At 72.5% G+C, this 16,139-nt stretch carries 17 protein-coding genes; 9 read left to right on the top strand and 8 right to left on the bottom strand.

The features are described 5' to 3' along the window. The 5 genes from AC1DQC_RS10005 to AC1DQC_RS09985 form a co-directional block, all read right to left on the bottom strand. Positions 1-205 (bottom strand): 2-oxoglutarate dehydrogenase E1 subunit family protein (locus AC1DQC_RS10005; RefSeq protein ID WP_477051084.1); only part of this gene is annotated, 205 nt, incomplete at its 3' end. A gap of 327 nt (positions 206-532) precedes the next feature. Then, a complete protein-coding gene (locus AC1DQC_RS10000; protein ID WP_477051083.1) occupies positions 533-1,348 on the bottom strand; it encodes an ABC transporter permease in 816 nt (271 codons plus the stop codon). Continuing rightward, complete coding sequence (locus tag AC1DQC_RS09995; RefSeq protein ID WP_477051082.1) at positions 1,348-2,262, bottom strand: ABC transporter ATP-binding protein; 915 nt, start codon at positions 2,260-2,262, stop codon at positions 1,348-1,350. The genes AC1DQC_RS10000 and AC1DQC_RS09995 overlap by 1 nt, the downstream gene beginning before the upstream one ends. Positions 2,263-2,303: 41 nt before the next feature. After that, on the bottom strand, positions 2,304-3,371 hold the full coding sequence (locus tag AC1DQC_RS09990; protein WP_477051081.1) for a sensor histidine kinase: 1,068 nt from the start codon (positions 3,369-3,371) through the stop codon (positions 2,304-2,306). Next, the gene (locus AC1DQC_RS09985; RefSeq protein WP_477051080.1) at positions 3,368-4,126 is read right to left on the bottom strand and encodes a response regulator transcription factor; all 759 of its coding nucleotides are present in this window, start codon (positions 4,124-4,126) and stop codon (positions 3,368-3,370) included. Before AC1DQC_RS09985 ends, AC1DQC_RS09990 begins: the two co-directional genes overlap by 4 nt. A gap of 243 nt (positions 4,127-4,369) precedes the next feature. Between AC1DQC_RS09985 and AC1DQC_RS09980 the strand changes: the two genes are divergently transcribed. The 3 genes from AC1DQC_RS09980 to AC1DQC_RS09970 all read left to right on the top strand — a co-directional run bounded on the left by AC1DQC_RS09980 (position 4,370) and on the right by AC1DQC_RS09970 (position 8,281). Continuing rightward, positions 4,370-5,689, top strand: a complete 1,320-nt coding sequence (locus AC1DQC_RS09980) for a hemolysin family protein (RefSeq protein WP_477051079.1) — start codon at positions 4,370-4,372, stop codon at positions 5,687-5,689. After that, a complete protein-coding gene (locus tag AC1DQC_RS09975; protein WP_477051078.1) occupies positions 5,686-6,729 on the top strand; it encodes a hemolysin family protein in 1,044 nt (347 codons plus the stop codon). The genes AC1DQC_RS09980 and AC1DQC_RS09975 overlap by 4 nt, the downstream gene beginning before the upstream one ends. A gap of 232 nt (positions 6,730-6,961) precedes the next feature. After that, positions 6,962-8,281, top strand: coding sequence for a M15 family metallopeptidase (locus tag AC1DQC_RS09970; RefSeq protein ID WP_477051077.1), 1,320 nt, complete (start codon positions 6,962-6,964; stop codon positions 8,279-8,281). A 16-nt stretch (positions 8,282-8,297) separates the two neighbouring features. On the opposite strand, the gene AC1DQC_RS09965 is transcribed toward AC1DQC_RS09970, so the two are convergent. Both AC1DQC_RS09965 and AC1DQC_RS09960 read right to left on the bottom strand, forming a co-directional pair. Continuing rightward, entirely contained in the window at positions 8,298-9,221 is a 924-nt protein-coding gene (locus AC1DQC_RS09965) for an aldose 1-epimerase family protein (RefSeq protein ID WP_477051076.1), read from the bottom strand. A gap of 62 nt (positions 9,222-9,283) precedes the next feature. Further along, positions 9,284-10,198 carry a hypothetical protein gene (locus AC1DQC_RS09960; protein WP_477051075.1) on the bottom strand — a complete coding sequence of 305 codons (915 nt, stop codon included), beginning with the start codon at positions 10,196-10,198 and terminating at the stop codon, positions 9,284-9,286. 349 nt (positions 10,199-10,547) lie between these two features. Here AC1DQC_RS09960 and AC1DQC_RS09955 point away from each other — a divergent pair, with 349 nt between their 5' ends. The 6 genes from AC1DQC_RS09955 (at position 10,548) to AC1DQC_RS09930 (ending at position 15,684) form a co-directional block, all read left to right on the top strand. Continuing rightward, positions 10,548-11,774: a CpaF family protein gene (locus AC1DQC_RS09955; protein WP_477051074.1), complete on the top strand. Its 1,227-nt coding sequence runs from the start codon at positions 10,548-10,550 to the stop codon at positions 11,772-11,774. Continuing rightward, complete coding sequence (locus tag AC1DQC_RS09950) at positions 11,774-12,637, top strand: type II secretion system F family protein (RefSeq protein ID WP_477051073.1); 864 nt, start codon at positions 11,774-11,776, stop codon at positions 12,635-12,637. The genes AC1DQC_RS09955 and AC1DQC_RS09950 overlap by 1 nt, the downstream gene beginning before the upstream one ends. Beyond that, the gene (locus tag AC1DQC_RS09945) at positions 12,634-13,554 is read left to right on the top strand and encodes a type II secretion system F family protein (protein WP_477051072.1); all 921 of its coding nucleotides are present in this window, start codon (positions 12,634-12,636) and stop codon (positions 13,552-13,554) included. Before AC1DQC_RS09950 ends, AC1DQC_RS09945 begins: the two co-directional genes overlap by 4 nt. Positions 13,555-13,765: 211 nt before the next feature. After that, positions 13,766-13,930 carry a hypothetical protein gene (locus AC1DQC_RS09940; protein ID WP_477051071.1) on the top strand — a complete coding sequence of 55 codons (165 nt, stop codon included), beginning with the start codon at positions 13,766-13,768 and terminating at the stop codon, positions 13,928-13,930. Positions 13,931-14,016: 86 nt separating this feature from the next. Next, positions 14,017-14,886: an SDH family Clp fold serine proteinase gene (locus AC1DQC_RS09935; protein ID WP_477051070.1), complete on the top strand. Its 870-nt coding sequence runs from the start codon at positions 14,017-14,019 to the stop codon at positions 14,884-14,886. A 141-nt stretch (positions 14,887-15,027) separates the two neighbouring features. After that, on the top strand, positions 15,028-15,684 hold the full coding sequence (locus tag AC1DQC_RS09930; RefSeq protein WP_477051069.1) for a hypothetical protein: 657 nt from the start codon (positions 15,028-15,030) through the stop codon (positions 15,682-15,684). A gap of 20 nt (positions 15,685-15,704) precedes the next feature. Here AC1DQC_RS09930 and AC1DQC_RS09925 read toward each other — a convergent pair whose 3' ends face one another. Continuing rightward, positions 15,705-16,139, bottom strand: coding sequence for a WhiB family transcriptional regulator (locus tag AC1DQC_RS09925; RefSeq protein ID WP_477051086.1), 435 nt, complete (start codon positions 16,137-16,139; stop codon positions 15,705-15,707).

Below are 16,139 nucleotides of genomic sequence, written 5' to 3'. Positions count from 1 at the left end.
CCGTGGGAGCCGGCGCGGGCGGGGCCGCCGGGGTCGGGACGACCGGCGTCGGCTTCGTCGCCGGAGTGCCGTTGGTCGTCGGCGGCTTCGTCGCCGTCGCGCCGTTGGTCGAGCCGTCCTCGGGCTTGTAGCCCTCGAAGAAGTCCCACCAGGCCGGGTCGACCGTGTTCTTGTCCTGGAGGTACTGCTCGTACAGCTCGTCCACGAGCCACTCGTTGGCGCCGAAAACGGCACGGGTCGAGTCAGGATCCGCCTTCTGGGTCACGCTGGGATCGCCCACTTCCACCGCGGTTCGTGACCGCGTCTCTGCTGGTGCACTTTGCTCGATCTGTTGATGACAACACTACGGCCTTCGCGCCTGTCAGCCTGCCTCAGGAGGCCCCCGCGGGGCCGATCCACAGGCGTCTTCACCTCCCCGCCACACCCGGGTCAACGGGGGGCAACGAGGCAGTTCGGGGCGCCTCAAGGCGGGGTTGTCGGGACCTCTGGCAGGTCATGGTTCTGCACACCCGTCCAGGGGGGGTGAACGCACTCAGGTGATGTCGCGCCGGAAGGTGGTCAGGCGGCCGATCGCGGCCAGCCCGACGCCGTACGCGAGCAGGACGAGCGCGCCCTGCCACCACTCGAGCAGCGTGCCGACGCCGGACTCCGAGTAGAAGCTCCCGCCGGAGATCGCCTCGCCGGCGGCGCCCGGGAGGTAGGCCGCGACGCCGTGACCCCAGCTGGTGAGGGACAGGACGAACCGCAGCACCGGCTCGACGAACTGCGTGAACGCGAGCACGACGACGATGACCGCGACCTGGTTGGTGAGCACGGTGCCCAGCCCGACGCCCACCACGGCCCACAGGGCCAGCGCGAGGGCGGAGAGTGCGATCGTGCGCCACGTCGCCGCCGAGTCGAGGAACGTCGGCTTGCCCAGTGCCGTCAGCACGGCCGCGCCAGCGCCGACCGCCGCGAGTGTCCCCACGACGCCGTAGACGAGACCGAGGACGGCGGCCGCGACGACCTTCGCTGACACCAGCACGGTGCGCCGAGGCTCGGCCAGCAGGGTCGGCGTGATCGTCTGGTGCCGGAACTCCGCGGCGACGGCCAGCGCGCCGACGATCAGTGGGAACACGTATCCGAACGTCACCGCGATCGTGTAGACGGCGCGCACCACGGCGTCGGGCGCGGTGTCGACCGAGCCGGCCGTGTCGCTCGTGGTGCCCGACAGGCCGCCGGCCTGGGAGATGCCCCAGCCGAGCACGGCGGACAGGAAGGCCATGTAGACGACCATGGCGAGCAGCAGGATCCACCACAGGCGCGTGCTGACGAGCTTGCGGTACTCGGTGACCAGGGCCGCGCGCATCAGGACGCCACCGTCTCGACGGCGCCGACCAGCTGGAGGAACAGGCCCTCGAGGCCGGGGTCCTGGCCGGCCAGCTCGTGGAGCTCGAGCCCGGCGGCGAAGGCGGCGGCACCGACGGTGGCCGCGTCCACGTCGAGCAGGTCGGCCACGCGCGGGTTCTTCGGCGCGGACCGTGCCCAGCCCGACCGCTCGACCAGCGCAGCGAGCCCGACCGCGTCGGGGGACACCACGCGGACCCGGGTCCGGGCCATGGCGGCGAGGTCGGTCAGCGACGACGCGTGCGCGAGCCGCCCGCGGGCGATGATCACGACGTCGTCGACCGTCTGCTCGACCTCCGAGAGCACGTGGCTGGACACCAGGACGGTCCGCCCCTCGGCGGCCAGGGCGCGCAGGAACCCGCGCAGCCAGCGGATGCCCTCGGGGTCGAGGCCGTTGGCGGGCTCGTCGAGCAGCAGCACGCGCGGGTCGCCCAGGAGGGTGGTCGCCAGCGCGAGCCGCTGCCGCATGCCGAGCGAGAAGCCGCCCACCCGCCGGTCGGCCGCGGCGGAGAGGCCGACGAGGTCGAGCACCTGGCCCGTGCGTGCGTCGGGCACCCCGGCCTGGGGCGCGTAGAGGCGCAGGTGGTCGAGCGCCGTGCGGCCGGGGTGGAAGCTCGCGGCCTCGAGCGCGGCGCCGACGGTCCGCAGCGGGCGCGGGATCTGCCCGTACGACCGACCGCCGATCGTCGCGGCGCCCGACGTGGGCCGGACCAGGCCGAGCAGCATCCGCAGGGTCGTGGTCTTGCCGGCGCCGTTGGGCCCGAGGAACCCCGTCACCCGCCCCGGCGCGACCTCGAACGACAGGTCGTCGACCGCGCGGACCGGCCCGAACGACTTGGAGAGGTGGTCGACGAGGATCGTGCCGTCGGTCGTCATGCGATCGACCGTAGTGTTCTAGTCGGGATAGAACAAGTCTCCTAGGCGGCGCCCGCAGGGAGGGTCACGCGCATCGTGCAGCCGACCGCGGTGTCCGCCACCTCGATCCGGCCGCCATGCAGCTCGACGGCCCAGCGCACGATCGCGAGGCCGAGCCCCGTGCCGCCCGTCGAGATCTGGCCGGTGAGCGCGGGGGTGTTGCCGCGCACGAACCGCTCGAACACGTGCGCCCGGTCGTCGCGGGCGATCCCCGGGCCGTGGTCGACCACGTCGATGCGCACGTCGGACCCCACGCGGGATGCCTCGAGCCGGACCTCGTCGTCGTCGGGCGAGTGCCGGACCGCGTTGTGCAGGAGGTTCGCGACCACCTGGTGCAGGCGGTCCGGGTCGGCGGGGACGGTGAGGTCCGGGGGATCCACGACCACGGGGAACCGCAGGCGCTTGGTGGACCCGACGAGCATGGCGCCCTCGGCCGCCTCCTCGAGGAACCCGCGCAGCTGCACGTCGGCGAGCTGCAACGGGACGTCGCCGGCCTCCAGCCGGGACAGGTCCAGCAGGTACGTCACCAGCCGCCCGAGGCGCTCGGTCTGCGCCAGGGCAGCCTGCATGGTCGCGGGATCCGCCTCGGTCACGCCGTCGACGATGTTCTCCAGCTGCGCCTGCAGGGCCGTGACCGGGGTGCGCAGCTCGTGCGAGACGTTGGCCACCAGCTCGCGCCGGAACGTGTCGGCCTGCTCGAGGTCGTCGGCCATCGTGTTGAACGCGTCGGCGAGCTGGCCCACCTCGTCCAGGCTCGTCGCCCGGACCCGCCGGCTGTAGTCGCCGGCCGCCATGCGCCGCGCCGCGTACGTCATCTCGCGCAGGGGAGAGGTCATGCCGCGGGCCAGGATCTGCGTGACGATGAGCGACGCGATGATCGCGATCGGCAGCGTCCGCGAGGGGCCGAGGTGGTTGTACAGGCCGAACCACGTGATGAAGGCCGCCAGCGTGACCGTCGCGGCCACGAGCACGCCGAGCTTGATCTTGATCGAGCGGAAGCGGTCCAGCGGCCGGACGTCAGGGATCCGCGAGCGGGCGAACTCGCCGCGGACGTGCCGGGGTGCGTTCACGCGCCCTCGGACACGTCACCCGTGCTGTCGCTCGGCTCGAACGCGTAACCGACGCCGTGCACGGTGCGGATGAGGTCGGGGCCGAGCTTGCGGCGCAGCGCCTTGATGTGGGAGTCGACCGTTCGCGTGCCGCTGGCGTCCACCCAGTCCCATACCTCGGCGAGCAGGCGCTCGCGCGTCAGCACCGTGCGAGGCGTCGCGGCGAGAGCGAGCAGGAGGTCGAACTCGGTGGGCGTCAGGTGGACCTCGACGTCGCCGCGCAGCACGCGGCGCTGGGCCCGGTCGACCGTGACGTCGCCCAGCACCAGCGGCGGGTCGGGCTGGTCGGCCGCCGCCATCTCGGCCGCGCGGGTCGCGCGCTCCGTGCGGCGCAGCAGCGCCTTGGTGCGTGCGACGAGCTCGCGCATCGAGAACGGCTTGGTCATGTAGTCGTCGGCGCCGACGCCGAGGCCGATCAGCATGTCCGTCTCGTCGTCGCGCGCGGTGAGCATCAGCACGGGCACCGGTCGCTCGGCCTGGATCCGGCGGCACACCTCGAGCCCGTCGATGCCGGGGAGCATCACGTCGAGGACCACCACGTCGGGTCGGAGCCGGGACGCCGCGCTGACGCCGGCCAGCCCGTCGCCGGCCGACTCGACCGTCCAGCCCTCCGCCGAGAGCCGGTGCACGATCGCCTGCGCGATCGCCGGCTCGTCCTCCACCACCAGGACCGTCGTGCCGGCCGCGCCGCCGGGTGACGTGTTCACGTTCGCCATGCCGCCAGCGTGGCACAGCGCGGCGCGGATGACGTCGCAACGGGTCCGTCGAGCCTGCGCGAGCGGTCGGACCACCCGTATGATGGCGCCCACCATGAGCAGCTCAAGTAGCTGCCGGCGTCGTTCCCGGGCCGACGAGCCCGGGGGAGACCATGCCGGCCACTCCTTCCCCTTCCGTGTCATGACCTCCACGACGAACGCCGGCCCCCGGGTCGGCGTTCGTCGTGCGCCCGGCGGTGCCGCGTGCTGACCGAGTGGCTGCTGGTCGGCCTCGGTGTCGTGCTGACCCTCGGCACCGCGGTGTTCGTCGCGAGCGAGTTCTCCTTGGTCACGCTGGACCCCGGCCTCGTGGAGGGCCAGACGGCGCCCGAAGACCGCCGCGGGCAGTCGGTGCTCAAGGCCCTGCGCCGGCTGTCCACCGAGCTGTCCGGCGCCCAGCTGGGCATCACGCTGACCACGGTCCTGCTCGGGTACACCACGCAGCCGGCCGTCGCGCAGCTGCTGCGCCTGCCGCTGCAGGACTCGGTGCTGGGCCAGGCCGTCGGCGGGATCGTGGCGGCCGTCATCGCGATCGTCCTGGTCAACGGCTTCTCGATGGTCGTCGGCGAGCTGATCCCGAAGAACCTCGCCATCAGCCGGCCGCTGCCCACGGCCCGCATGGTCGCCCCGCTCCAGCGTGGGTTCACCAGCGCGCTGCGACCGCTCATCACCCTGTTCAACGGCAGTGCCAACGCCCTCCTGCGCAGCGTCGGCGTCGAGCCGCGCGAGGAGCTCTCGGGTGGACGGTCGCCGCAGGAGCTCGCCGCGCTCGTGCGCCGCTCGGCGGAGGTGGGCACGCTCGACGAGTCGACGGCGACCCTGCTCACCAACTCGATCGAGTTCACCGACCTCACCGCCGTCGACGTCATGACCGACCGGCTGCGGCTCGTCGTCGTCCGGCGCGAGGAGTCCGCGGCCGACGTCATCGACGTGTCGCGCCGGACCGGCCACTCGCGGTTCCCGGTGATCGGCGACTCGAGCGACGACATCGTCGGCCTGGTCCACCTGCGCCGCGCCATCGCCGTGCCGTACGAGCGCCGCTCCGAGGTGCCCGCCGCCGCCCTCATGGTGGACGCGCCGCGCGTGCCCGAGACCGTCCACCTCGGGCCGTTGCTGGTCGAGCTGCGCGAGCAGGGCCTGCAGATGGCGGTCGTCGTCGACGAGTACGGCGGCACCTCGGGCGTCGTCACGCTCGAGGACGTGGTCGAGGAGCTGGTGGGCGACGTGGCGGACGAGCACGATCGCCGGCGCGCCTCGACCGCCCGGGCCGCCGACGGCTCCTGGCTGCTGCCCGGCGTGCTGCGCCCCGACGAGCTGGTCGAGGTCACCGGGCTCCACGTCCCGGCGGACGGCCCCTACGAGACGCTCGGCGGGCTCCTCATGTTCGTGCTCGGCCGGATCCCGGTCGGCGGCGACGAGATCGTCGTCGACGGTGTCCGCCTCCGGGTCGACGCGATGGCCGGCCGGCGCGTCGAACGGGTGCGCGTCTGCGCGGCCGACGCGGACGAGGAGGGAGGCTCATGAGCTCGAGCCTCGCCCTGGTGCTCGCGGCCGTTCTGCTCGCCGCCAACGCGTTCTTCGTCGGCGCCGAGTTCGCCATCATCTCGGCGCGGCGCAGCGCGATCGAACCGCTCGCCGCCGCCGGTGACCGCCGCGCCAAGACGGTCCTGTGGGCCATGGAGCACGTGTCGCTGATGCTCGCCTGCGCCCAGCTGGGCATCACGGTGTGCTCCACCAGCCTCGGCGTCGTGGCAGAGCCCGCGATCGCGCACCTCATCGCGGACCCCCTCGCCGCCCTCGGCGTCAGCGAGGACCTCACGCACCCCATCTCGTTCGTCGTCGCCCTCGCGATCGTCGTGTACCTGCACGTCGTGCTCGGCGAGATGGTGCCCAAGAACCTCGCCGTCGCCGGGCCCGACCGCGCGGTGCTGCTGTTCGGCCCGCCGCTCGTCTGGGTCGCCCGCGCCGTCCGCCCCGTCATCACGGGCCTGAACTGGCTGGCCAACCACGCGCTGCGGCTGTTCGGCGTCGAGCCCAAGGACGAGGTGTCGTCGGCGTTCACGGCCCAGGAGGTCCAGTCGATCGTCGAGCGCTCCCAGGCGGAGGGGCTCCTCGAGGACGAGCAGGGCCTGCTGGCCGGCGCCATCGAGTTCTCCGACCTCACCGCGCACGACGTCATGATCGGGACCGGCGAGCTGGTGACGGTCGGCCCGGGGAGCACGCCCGACGACGTCGAGCGGCTCGTCGCGCGCACGGGGTTCAGCCGCTTCCCGGTCGTCGACGAGGACGGCACGCTGACCGGGTACCTACACCTCAAGGACGTCCTGTACGCCGACCAGACCAACCGGTCGCTGCCGGTGCCGGCCTGGCGCGTGCGGGCGCTGGCGGTCGTCGGGCCGCAGGACGAGATCGAGGACGCGCTCGCCGCCATGCAGCGGTCCGGGTCGCACCTGGCCCGCGTCGAGGAGGGCACGCAGACCGTCGGCGTGGTGTTCCTCGAGGACATCCTTGAGGAGCTCGTCGGCGAGGTCCGCGACGCCATGCAGCGGGGGCAGATGTCCTGACCGCCGGGAGGATCGCGCGCCCGCTCGGCGTGTCGTCCCGCGTGTCGCCCGGTATGTCCCATCCCGCGGACTGGACGTCCGTCCAGGGGGTTGGAAGCGCGACCGCGAGCCGTTATGGTTTCGTGACCGCAGTCGAGGACACGTGCCCCCCCGCGTGCCCGACGACGACGTCGCGGCAGATCAGACGCGCGAATGGACTGGAGGTGTCGTGGGGTCGCACAGCGAGGAGCCCGTGACGGGCCTTCCCACACGCCGCAGCCTCCGCGAGGCCGAGCGGCGTTCTGCTGCTCAGTCCGAGTCGGCGCCGGTCCCCGCGACCGCCGCCCCGCGGATCGATCCCGACTCCCCGACGGCCGTCCACCACGTGCCGTCCTGGGCGCACACCGCGCCCGTCGCGCCGCCCACCGAGGCGCTCGCGCGCGTCGCGCAGGCGCCGGTCGTCCGGCCGCAGGGTTCGCCCGCCACGTCGCAGCGGCCGGTTCCGCAACCCGCTGTCGCCGGTTCCGCCGTGCCGCGGACCTCCGTGCCGCAGTCGTCCGTCGCTCCGCAGCCCACGTGGTCCGCCGTGCGGCCGTCGCCGTCCGACCCCGTGACGCAGCCCCGCGCCACCTGGTCGGTGGCGCAGGACGTCGCGGCCGCTCCGGCGGCCCCTGCCGCTGAGCCCGTCGCGCTGCCGACGCTTCCGGTCGTCCTGCCGGCCCTCCCCGTGGCCGAGCCCGTGGCGCTGCCGACGCTCCCCGCTGTCCTGCCGGCCCTCCCGGCGGCGGAGCCCGTCGTCGAGGCGGCCGTCGAGGTCGCCCCCGTCGCGCACGGCACGGTCCGACGCCGCAGCGGTCGGCCCACCCGGACCGCGGCGCGCCTCGGCGTCCTCGGGGTGCTGGCCGGCATCACCGTCGTCATCCCCGTGAGCCAGGGCGTCGTGCCCGGTCCCGTGGCGTTCGGCTCCGACGCGCTCGCGGACTCGACCCTCCCGTCCACGGTCTCCGCGCTGGCCGGCTCCCCGCTCTCGGCGCTCCCGCCGTCGTCGCTGGTGTCGGCCGACGGCGCCCTGCAGGCCCGCAGCCTCTCGGCGTCCAGCCGGACCGAGGAGCGGTCGCTGCTGCCCGGCTGCGACGGCTCGGTGCGTCCGGCCGGTCAGAACGGTCTGCTCAAGGTCTCCGACCTGTGCACGCTGTGGGACAACCACACGCAGCTCCGCGCGGACGCAGCGGTGTCGCTCGCGGAGTTCAACCAGGCGTTCGCCGCCCGGTTCGGCAGCGACCTGTGCCTCTCCTCCGGCTACCGCACCCTCGCCCAACAGCGCGCGGTCAAGGCGCAGAAGGGCGGCCTCGCCGCCGCGCCCGGCAAGAGCAACCACGGCTGGGGGCTCGCCGTCGACCTCTGCCAGGACCAGACGTCCGGCGTGAAGTGGAAGTGGATCAACGACAACGGCCCCACGTACGGCTGGCAGAACCCCGCCTGGGCGCTCCCCGGCGGCAGCGGCCCGCACGAGAAGTGGCACTGGGAGTACGCCAAGGGCGTGCAGGCCGACGGCGAGTACTACGACGGCTGACGCCGGCGCGTGAGCGTCAGAGCAGCGCGAGGCCCCACGTGAGCACGTGGCTCTCGCCCGGCTCGAGGTGCACCAGGTCGTTCCCGGTGCGGAAGGCGTCCGCGATGCACGTCATGGGCTCCGCGGCGACCCCCCGGCGCGCGATGTGCGCGACCGTGTCCCCGGTGCAGACCTGCCACGCCTTCGTCGCGTCGTCGGCCCAGAGCGCGACCGTGCGACCGTCCGGGCAGCCCAGCCGGATCCACGACAGCCCGTCGGCGTCGCGGATCAGGTCGATCCAGGCGTCGTCCAGGTCGAGACCCTCGAGCCGGCGCGGCTCGCGCAGGTCGAAGCCGTCCGACACCCGCTCCGAGCCCGTGGGGAGCAGCCGCTCGTCGATCGTCACGTGCCGGGCGGCGTCGACCCGCAGGGTGCAGTCGTCGACCTTCGCGTCGCCCGGCGAGAGCCACGGGTGGAACCCGATGCCGTACGGCGCGGTCGTCGTGCCGAGGTTCGTCGCCTCCGCGCGGACCCGCAGGCCGCTCTCGGTCAGCCTGTAGACGAGCCGCACCCGCACCGGCCACGGGTAGCCGTGCGTCGGGACGATGACGTGCTCGAGCGTCACGGAGGTCGCGTCGGCGTCGACCGTCGAGAACGTCGTGTGCGCGACGAGCCCGTGCAGCGCCGTCTGGCGAGCGTGCTCGGTCAGCGGCACCTCGAACGTCTCGCCGCCGTAGCCGTAGGCCCCGTCGCGCAGGCGGTTGGGCCACGGCGCGAGCGTGGCGCCGGAGAACGCCGGCGCGATCTGCGTCTCGTCGAACGGGAGCACCACGTCCCGGCCGTCGACCGTGTACTCCCGCAGGCTTGCGCCCACCGCCGCCACGACGGCGCGTTGGCCGCCGAGCTCGAGGACGTGCTGGCGGCCGGTGGGCAGGGGAGCGGTGGTCGTCGTCGTGGACACGCTCACACGCTAGCGGGCCTCGCCCTCGACCCCGGGCACGCGGTCATGTGTCGGCCGGTGGCTCAGCGCTCCCCGGACGCGACCCGTCGCCGGGCCAGGACCACCAGGCCCGCGCCCGCCGCGATCGTCAGGGCGCCAAGTGCGCCGACGGCTGCGACGGGGAGGCCCGTCGCCGCGAGGGTGCCGCTGCCGCTCGCGTCCGAGGGTTCCGCCGCGAGGACCTCGCTGATGAGCTCCGGCTCCGTCTGCACCGCGGGGTCTGCGGGCTCAGCCGGGTCCGTGGGCGGAGCGAGCGGGTCGATCGGCGTCGCCGGGTCGGTCGGCGTGAGCGGGGTGCTCGGATCCGTCGGGCTCACCGGGTCGGTCGGCGTGAGCGGCGTGCTCGGCTCGGCCGGGTCGGTCGGTGTGGTCGGGTCCGTGGGCTCGGTCGGGTCGGTGGGGGTGCCAGGGTCCGTCGGATCGGTCGGCGTGCCGGGGTCGGTAGGAGTACCCGGGTCCGTCGGGTCCGTGGGGATCACCGGGTCGGTCGGGTCCGTCGGCGTGCCGGGGTCGACGGCCGGGTCGGTCGGCTCGACCGGGTCGGTGCAGACCGGCGCCTGGCCGCCCTCACCGAAGTGCTCGTTGTACAGGCTCACCTGCACCCACGTCACGCAGTACCCGTCCGGGAAGGCGGCGCGGAAGTCCGGGTGGGCCGTCCACGGATAGTAGGTCTGCCCGACGTACGCGGCCTTGGGCCAGACATTGTTGTGCGGGACGGCCTGGTGGACGTTGAACGTCTTCTCGCCAGTCCGGTCCAGCTTGGTGACCTTGTAGTTGATGTGACCGTCGTTCTCGAAGGTCTTGCCGTCGGTGAGCGTCAGCCCGTCAGCGGTCACGGTGTACGGGGTCGTGGCGTCGGAGCCACCCGCGTGCGCGGCGGTCGGCAGGAGCACGAGGGCGGTGGCGAGCAGGGTGGCTCCGGGCGTGCGGAAGCGCATGGGTTGTTCCTTCGGTGGAGTCAGGCTGCACCGGTGTGCCGGTGCGCGGACGACGCCGAGGGGTCGAGGCCTGGGTGGGCCTGACCGTGGTGGGGCGGCGGAGTCGCGGGAGCACTGTCCTCGCCACGTCGTCCGCCTGCCGGCCGTTCGTCGTAGGACGATCGTCCCGGGTGCCCCGGGCCGATCCGTGGGACCGAAGTCCCGGGTGCGTCCCTCCGACGGGTGAACCGGCGTCCCACCTGTGGACAGCGGGGTGTGCGCATCGCCCGGCGTCCCCTAGGGTTCCGGCCAGCGTGCAATCGGACATGACGGATGAACCGGGCGCTGTGACCGAGGGCGAGGGGGCACCGTGGACGGGGTGGCGATCCTCGAGACCGAGGTCCGCGAGCTGATCCGGCGGCGGGGCATCGACCCGGTCCGGGACCGGCCGGGCGTCGTCTCGCTGGTCTCGGACGTCATCGCCGACTACGACGAGCGGTCGGTGGTCGGCGCGGTCCCTCCGCTGGTCGACGCCGTCGCCGCGCACAAGGCGGTCGTGGACGCCGTCGCCGGGCTGGGACCCCTGCAGAAGTACCTCGACGACCCCGAGGTCGAGGAGATCTGGATCAACGCGCCGACGCAGGTCTTCGTCGCGCGACGCGGTGAGTCCGAGCTCACGACGACCATCCTCACGGACGGCCAGGTGCGCGACCTCGTCGAGAAGATGCTCAAGGTCTCGGGCCGCCGGCTGGACCTGTCCAGCCCCTTCGTCGACGCCAGCCTGCCGGGCGGGGAGCGGCTGCACGCGGTGATCCCGGATGTCACGCGGCAGCACTGGTCGGTGAACATCCGCAAGTACGTGGTCCGGGCGACCACGCTCGACGAGCTGGTCGGCCTGGGCACACTCACCCCGCACGCGGCGGCGTTCCTGCACGCGGCCGTGCGCGCCGGGCTCAACGTGCTGGTCTCGGGCGGCACCCAGGCCGGGAAGACCACGATGCTCAACGCACTGGCCGGGGCCATCCCCGCGCGCGAGCGGGTCATCACGTGCGAGGAGGTCTTCGAGCTGCGGCTGGCCGCGCGCGACTGGGTGGCGATGCAGTGCCGCCAACCGAGCCTCGAGGGCACGGGCGAGATCCCGCTGCGCCGGCTCGTCAAGGAGGCGCTGCGCATGCGCCCGAGCCGCCTGCTGGTCGGCGAGGTGCGCGAGGCGGAAGCGCTCGACCTGCTCATCGCGCTCAACGCGGGCGTCCCGGCCATGTGCACGATCCACGCGAACTCGGCGCGGGAGGCCCTGACCAAGCTCTGCACCCTCCCGGTGCTCGCCGGCGAGAACGTGTCCGACCGGTTCGTGATCCCGACGGTCGCCTCGGCGGTCGACCTCGTGGTCCACCTCGACCTCGACGGCAGCGGGCGCCGGCTGGTCCGCGAGATCGTCGCCGTCCCCGGGCGGGTCGAGCAGGGGATCGTCGAGACCGCCGACGTGTTCCACGCCCGCGACGGTCACCTGGTGCGCGCGGACGGCTACCCGCCGCACCCGGAGCGGTTCGCTCGCTCGGGCACCGACCTCACGGCTCTGCTGCGCGGGCGCGGCTGATGGGGGTCGTCGCGGGGCTCCTGCTCGGGGCCGGTGTGGCGTGCATCTGGTGGTCCTTCTGGGCGGAGCCCCGGCGACCCAGGAGCTCAGGTGCCGCCGGCTGGCGCGCGCGGACCCAGGACGCGCTCGTGCAGGCAGGGGCGGCCGGGGTGACCCCGGGCGCCCTGGTGCTGACCAGCGTCGTCGTCGGGATCGTGGTGCTCCTCGTCGGGGTCGCGCTGACCCGGATCCCGTCGATTGCGCTCTGCTTCGCGGTCTTCGCGGCCCTGGCACCGTGGGCGGTGGTCCGGGGGCGGGCGCGGCGCCGGCGCGCGCGACTGCGCCAGCTCTGGCCCGAGGTGGTGGACCACCTGGGGTCGGGCATCCGGGCGGGGCTGGCACTGCCGGAGGCCGTCGCGCAGATCGGGGAGCGCGGGCCGGTGGAGCTCCGTCCGGCGTTCACCGCCTTCGCGGAGGACTACCGGGCGACCGGGCGCTTCGGCGAGTGCCTCGACTCACTCAAGGCGCGGCTGGCCGACCCGGTCGCGGACCGCATCGTCGAGGCCCTGCGGCTGACCCGGGACGTCGGCGGCACGGACCTTGGCCGGCTGCTGCGCACGCTGTCGGCGTTCCTGCGCGAGGACGTCCGGACGCGCGGCGAGCTCGAGGCGCGGCAGAGCTGGACGGTCTACGCGGCCCGGCTGGCGGTCGCCGCGCCGTGGGTCGTGCTCGCCCTGCTGTCGACGCGGCCCGAGGCGGCGAGCGCCTACGACACCCCAGCGGGCTTCGCCGTGCTCGTCGTCGGCGGTGCGTGCACCGCGATCGCGTACCTCGCCATGCTCCGCATCGCGCGGCTGCCCGACGACCCCCGGGTGCTCCGGTGAGCCCGGGAGTGCTCGGCGCGCTCGTCGGGCTGCTCGGCGGCCTCGGCGTGACGCTCGTCGTCCTGCGGCTGAGGTCCCGCCGGATCAGCCTCGATCAGCGGCTCGCGCCCTACCTCCGGCCGCAGCCCACCGCGTCCGGTCTGCTGGGGTCGGCGCCCAGCGCGCGGGGTCCGTTCGCCACGGTGGAGCGGCTCGTCGCTCCGGTGATGAGCGACGCCGTCCGGCTGGTCACACGACTCGGCTCGCCCACGTCGGAGCTGCGCCGTCGCTTGGAGCGGGCCGGTCGCAAGGAGACGGCCGAGCAGTTCCGGTCCGGGCAGGTCGTCTGGGGTGTGCTCGGGCTGGCGGCCGGCCTCGCGCTCGCGCTGCTGCTCGCGGCCACCCGGGGATCGGGCGTCGGCGCCCTGGTCGTGCTCGTGGCCGTGTGCGGCCTGCTGGGTGTGCTGGCGCGCGACTGGGCGCTCACGCGCGAGCTGCGGGCGCGGGAGTCGCGGATGCTCCAGGAGCTGCCGACGATCGCCGAGCTGTTGGCCCTGGCCGTCGGTGCGGGTGAGGGCGCGGTCGGCGCGCTGGAGCGCGTCGTGCGGACCACCCACGGCGAGCTCACCTCGGAGCTGGCCCGGACGTTGGCGGACGCCCGCGCGGGCGCGCCGCTGACGGTCGCCCTGGATCGCCTGGCCGATCGGACGGGGCTGCCGGCGCTCGCGCGCTTCGCCGAGGGCGTCGCCGTCGCGGTGGAACGGGGAACACCGCTCGCCGACGTGCTTCGGGCGCAAGCGCAGGACGTCCGCGAGGAGGGGCGCCGGGCGCTCATGGAGACGGGCGGACGCAAGGAAGTGCTCATGATGGTCCCGGTCATTATCGGTTACGCGTACTTATTCGTCGTGCTCTGGTTCGTGCTTTGGCCGACAGTCTGAGCGCTAGCAGGCGCACAGATCATGTCGGACGCCGCACGCCGTGCGGAGACGTGACGGGCGGCACAGCAGGTGCAGCCCCGCAGGTCGGAGGCTCGAACCAGACGTCTGAGCACTTGGCGCGAACTCTGGACGCGCGGAGAATGGTAAAGCGGCACATGGCGCCAGCCGATAGGGCAGTATGCAGGCCATGCAGAACAGAGGAGCTTCAACGATGACCCTCAACCCCGCCGACGAACTCTTGTCGGTCTCTGTTCAGTACCAGACGTACTTGACTCTCGCGGGGCTCACTGAGATTCCCGTCGATGGGACCGCCGTGACGTCCGAGTTCTACGAGCCCCGGCCCGCGCCTCTCACGCTGACGCTCACGCGCGCCTGACGCCGGTGCCGTCGTGGAATGAACTCCTCGCGGCGACCGCTGCGCAGCCGGATGGAGCACCGAGGGACCAGTGGCTGAGCGCGCAGATGACCTCTGCCCTAGCAGAGGTCGGCCAACTGCGTGCTGCTCAAGGTGGTAGTCAGCGAAACGTCATCTTGTATGGGTCTGCCTTCCTCCAGAAGGGCGGCGTTCCGCAGGACCGTCTGATGATCACCTTCGAGGACATCAACGGACTCATGAGTGTGATCTACGAGATGGACTGCACCCGTGGCTTGACGTTGATCCTGCACACGCCGGGCGGCATGACCAACGCTGCAGAGTCTGTGGTTGCCTACCTCCGCTCGAAGTTCACCGACGTGGAGGTCATCGTTCCGGCGCTGGCGATGTCTGCGGGAACGATGATCGCGCTCGGCTCCGATCGCATTGTCATGGGTCGGCAAAGCCAACTCGGCCCCATCGATCCGCAACTCACGATCCCTCCCGGCAGAGCGGTGTCCGCGCGCGCCGTCGTCGAGCAGTTCGAGCGCGCCAAGGCTGAGGTGATGGCGGATCAGCAGGCTGCGCACGTTTGGGCACCGATCGTCGCAAGCCTCGGACCGTCGCTGCTCCAAGAAGCGCAGAACAACCTCGATTACTCCGAGTCGATGGTCGCGCGCTGGGTTGCACAGTGGATGCTGAGCGATCAGCCCGACCCTGCTGCAGCAGGCAAGGCTGTCGCGAAACACTTCAACGACGCCAGCACGCACAAGAGTCACGGTCGGAGAATCGACCGCGACGAGGCACGGCAGCAGAACGTCAAAGTGGAAGACCTGGAGGACAACCAGGCACTCCAGGAGGCGGTCCTCACCGCCTATCACCTCATGACGATCATGTTCGAGCAGAGCCCGGCTACCAAGTTGCTCTGGTCGGATATGGGCAAGGTCTACGTCAAGAGCTGGGTAGGCGCTCAGCCGTAGGGGGCACCCCGACAGCGCCGCGCGACGATCACGCCGGCACACCGTGCGCAGGTCGCCCAGGGCGCGCCCACGACCGCACAGCGCCTGATGGGCGCGCCGAACGCTACGTCGGCGAGTTGATCGCTGTGGGAGCATCCGAGCGTGACGGGACGAGCAGTTGTTGAGGACATGCTCGCGTTTGTCGAGCAGCAGCACGTCCCGGCGGGCGGCCCGGCGGGTGCTCTCGCCGAAGGCTGGCTAGCGCACGTCGTCGAGACGACTCGCGCTGTGTTGGTGCTGAACGAAAGAGACTTCCACGACGTCGCTGCGCCCCTGCGACGATCGGTTATGGAGCACGCGCTGTGGATGCACTGGCTGACTCGCCATCAGGACATCGCGAGGGAAACCGTGCTGGCGAAGCGACGACTCTCCATCGCTCGGAACGAGACAGCGCTGCGGAACTGGACCGACTGGTCGCCCAAGGCTGTCGACGAAGCGATGACGATCAAGCAGCGTCATGTGCCGACAGTCAAGGAACTGATCGCTGATCTCGTGGATGCCGAGCGCGCCGAGAGGCCAGACAGGCCGACGACCAATCAGGGCTGGTACACGGCGTACTGGAACGACTCGGAGATGTCTCACCCCGGCGTCAGTACAGCAGCCGAGCACCACGCGAACATGGCGCACGACGCGATGCTCGGCTCAACGGTCGTTCTCGCGCTGTCGGCGTACTCGCAGCTGCTCCCCGGCGACCCGTGGGCCGACCAGATCGAGCGCTTCGCAGATGAGTTAGTCCAGTCTGTCCGCACGCCAGGCTGAACGCTGCCAGCCGCAAAGCGCTACGCGCTTCGAGACTTCGGCAACCCGTAACGGCGGCCAGCCCAGATGCCGAACCTCGGGTGCACGCTCGCTGCGACATCCCGGCACAGCGCGAGCACCGGGCAGCCCAGACAGCGCCGAATCGCTTCAGCGGCTTCGGCAGGCGAACGCGGCGACGTCCAGACCGGATCACCGGTCGAGCACGGCGCATGCGACGACACCGCTGCAGCCGACAGATCAGCGACTGTCGGTGCACCTGCCGCAGTGCGCAGCGTCCTGCGAGTCCTCACGGCGCGGCGACTGCGTCCGGGCGCATCCGAGCCGATCCGAGCAGAATCGCCGCGATCGGCGGCGATCCGTCCGGCCTCGCCCGTGTGCGCGAGAAACGGAGCGCAGGGTTCTGCGGGCACCTCGGAAAGAAAACCTGGGCGGTCCGTCGTGCTCGTCGTGCTCAT

This window comes from Cellulomonas sp. P4_H12 (assembly GCF_056400905.1).
Note: the sequence above shows the minus strand (reverse complement) of the source record. Positions and strands in the feature narration are given on the sequence as shown.

Bases quoted from the DNA above. Each gene is read 5' to 3' on its own strand.
- AC1DQC_RS10000 (WP_477051083.1), bottom strand. From the start codon at position 1,348: ATGCGCGCGGCCCTGGTCACCGAGTACCGCAAGCTCGTCAGCACGCGC.
- AC1DQC_RS09995 (WP_477051082.1), bottom strand. From the start codon at position 2,262: ATGACGACCGACGGCACGATCCTCGTCGACCACCTCTCCAAGTCGTTC.
- AC1DQC_RS09985 (WP_477051080.1), bottom strand. From the start codon at position 4,126: ATGGCGAACGTGAACACGTCACCCGGCGGCGCGGCCGGCACGACGGTC.
- AC1DQC_RS09975 (WP_477051078.1), top strand. From the start codon at position 5,686: ATGAGCTCGAGCCTCGCCCTGGTGCTCGCGGCCGTTCTGCTCGCCGCC.
- AC1DQC_RS09960 (WP_477051075.1), bottom strand. From the start codon at position 10,198: ATGCGCTTCCGCACGCCCGGAGCCACCCTGCTCGCCACCGCCCTCGTG.
- AC1DQC_RS09950 (WP_477051073.1), top strand. From the start codon at position 11,774: ATGGGGGTCGTCGCGGGGCTCCTGCTCGGGGCCGGTGTGGCGTGCATC.
- AC1DQC_RS09940 (WP_477051071.1), top strand. From the start codon at position 13,766: ATGACCCTCAACCCCGCCGACGAACTCTTGTCGGTCTCTGTTCAGTAC.
- AC1DQC_RS09935 (WP_477051070.1), top strand. From the start codon at position 14,017: ATGACCTCTGCCCTAGCAGAGGTCGGCCAACTGCGTGCTGCTCAAGGT.
- AC1DQC_RS09925 (WP_477051086.1), bottom strand. From the start codon at position 16,139: ATGAGCACGACGAGCACGACGGACCGCCCAGGTTTTCTTTCCGAGGTG.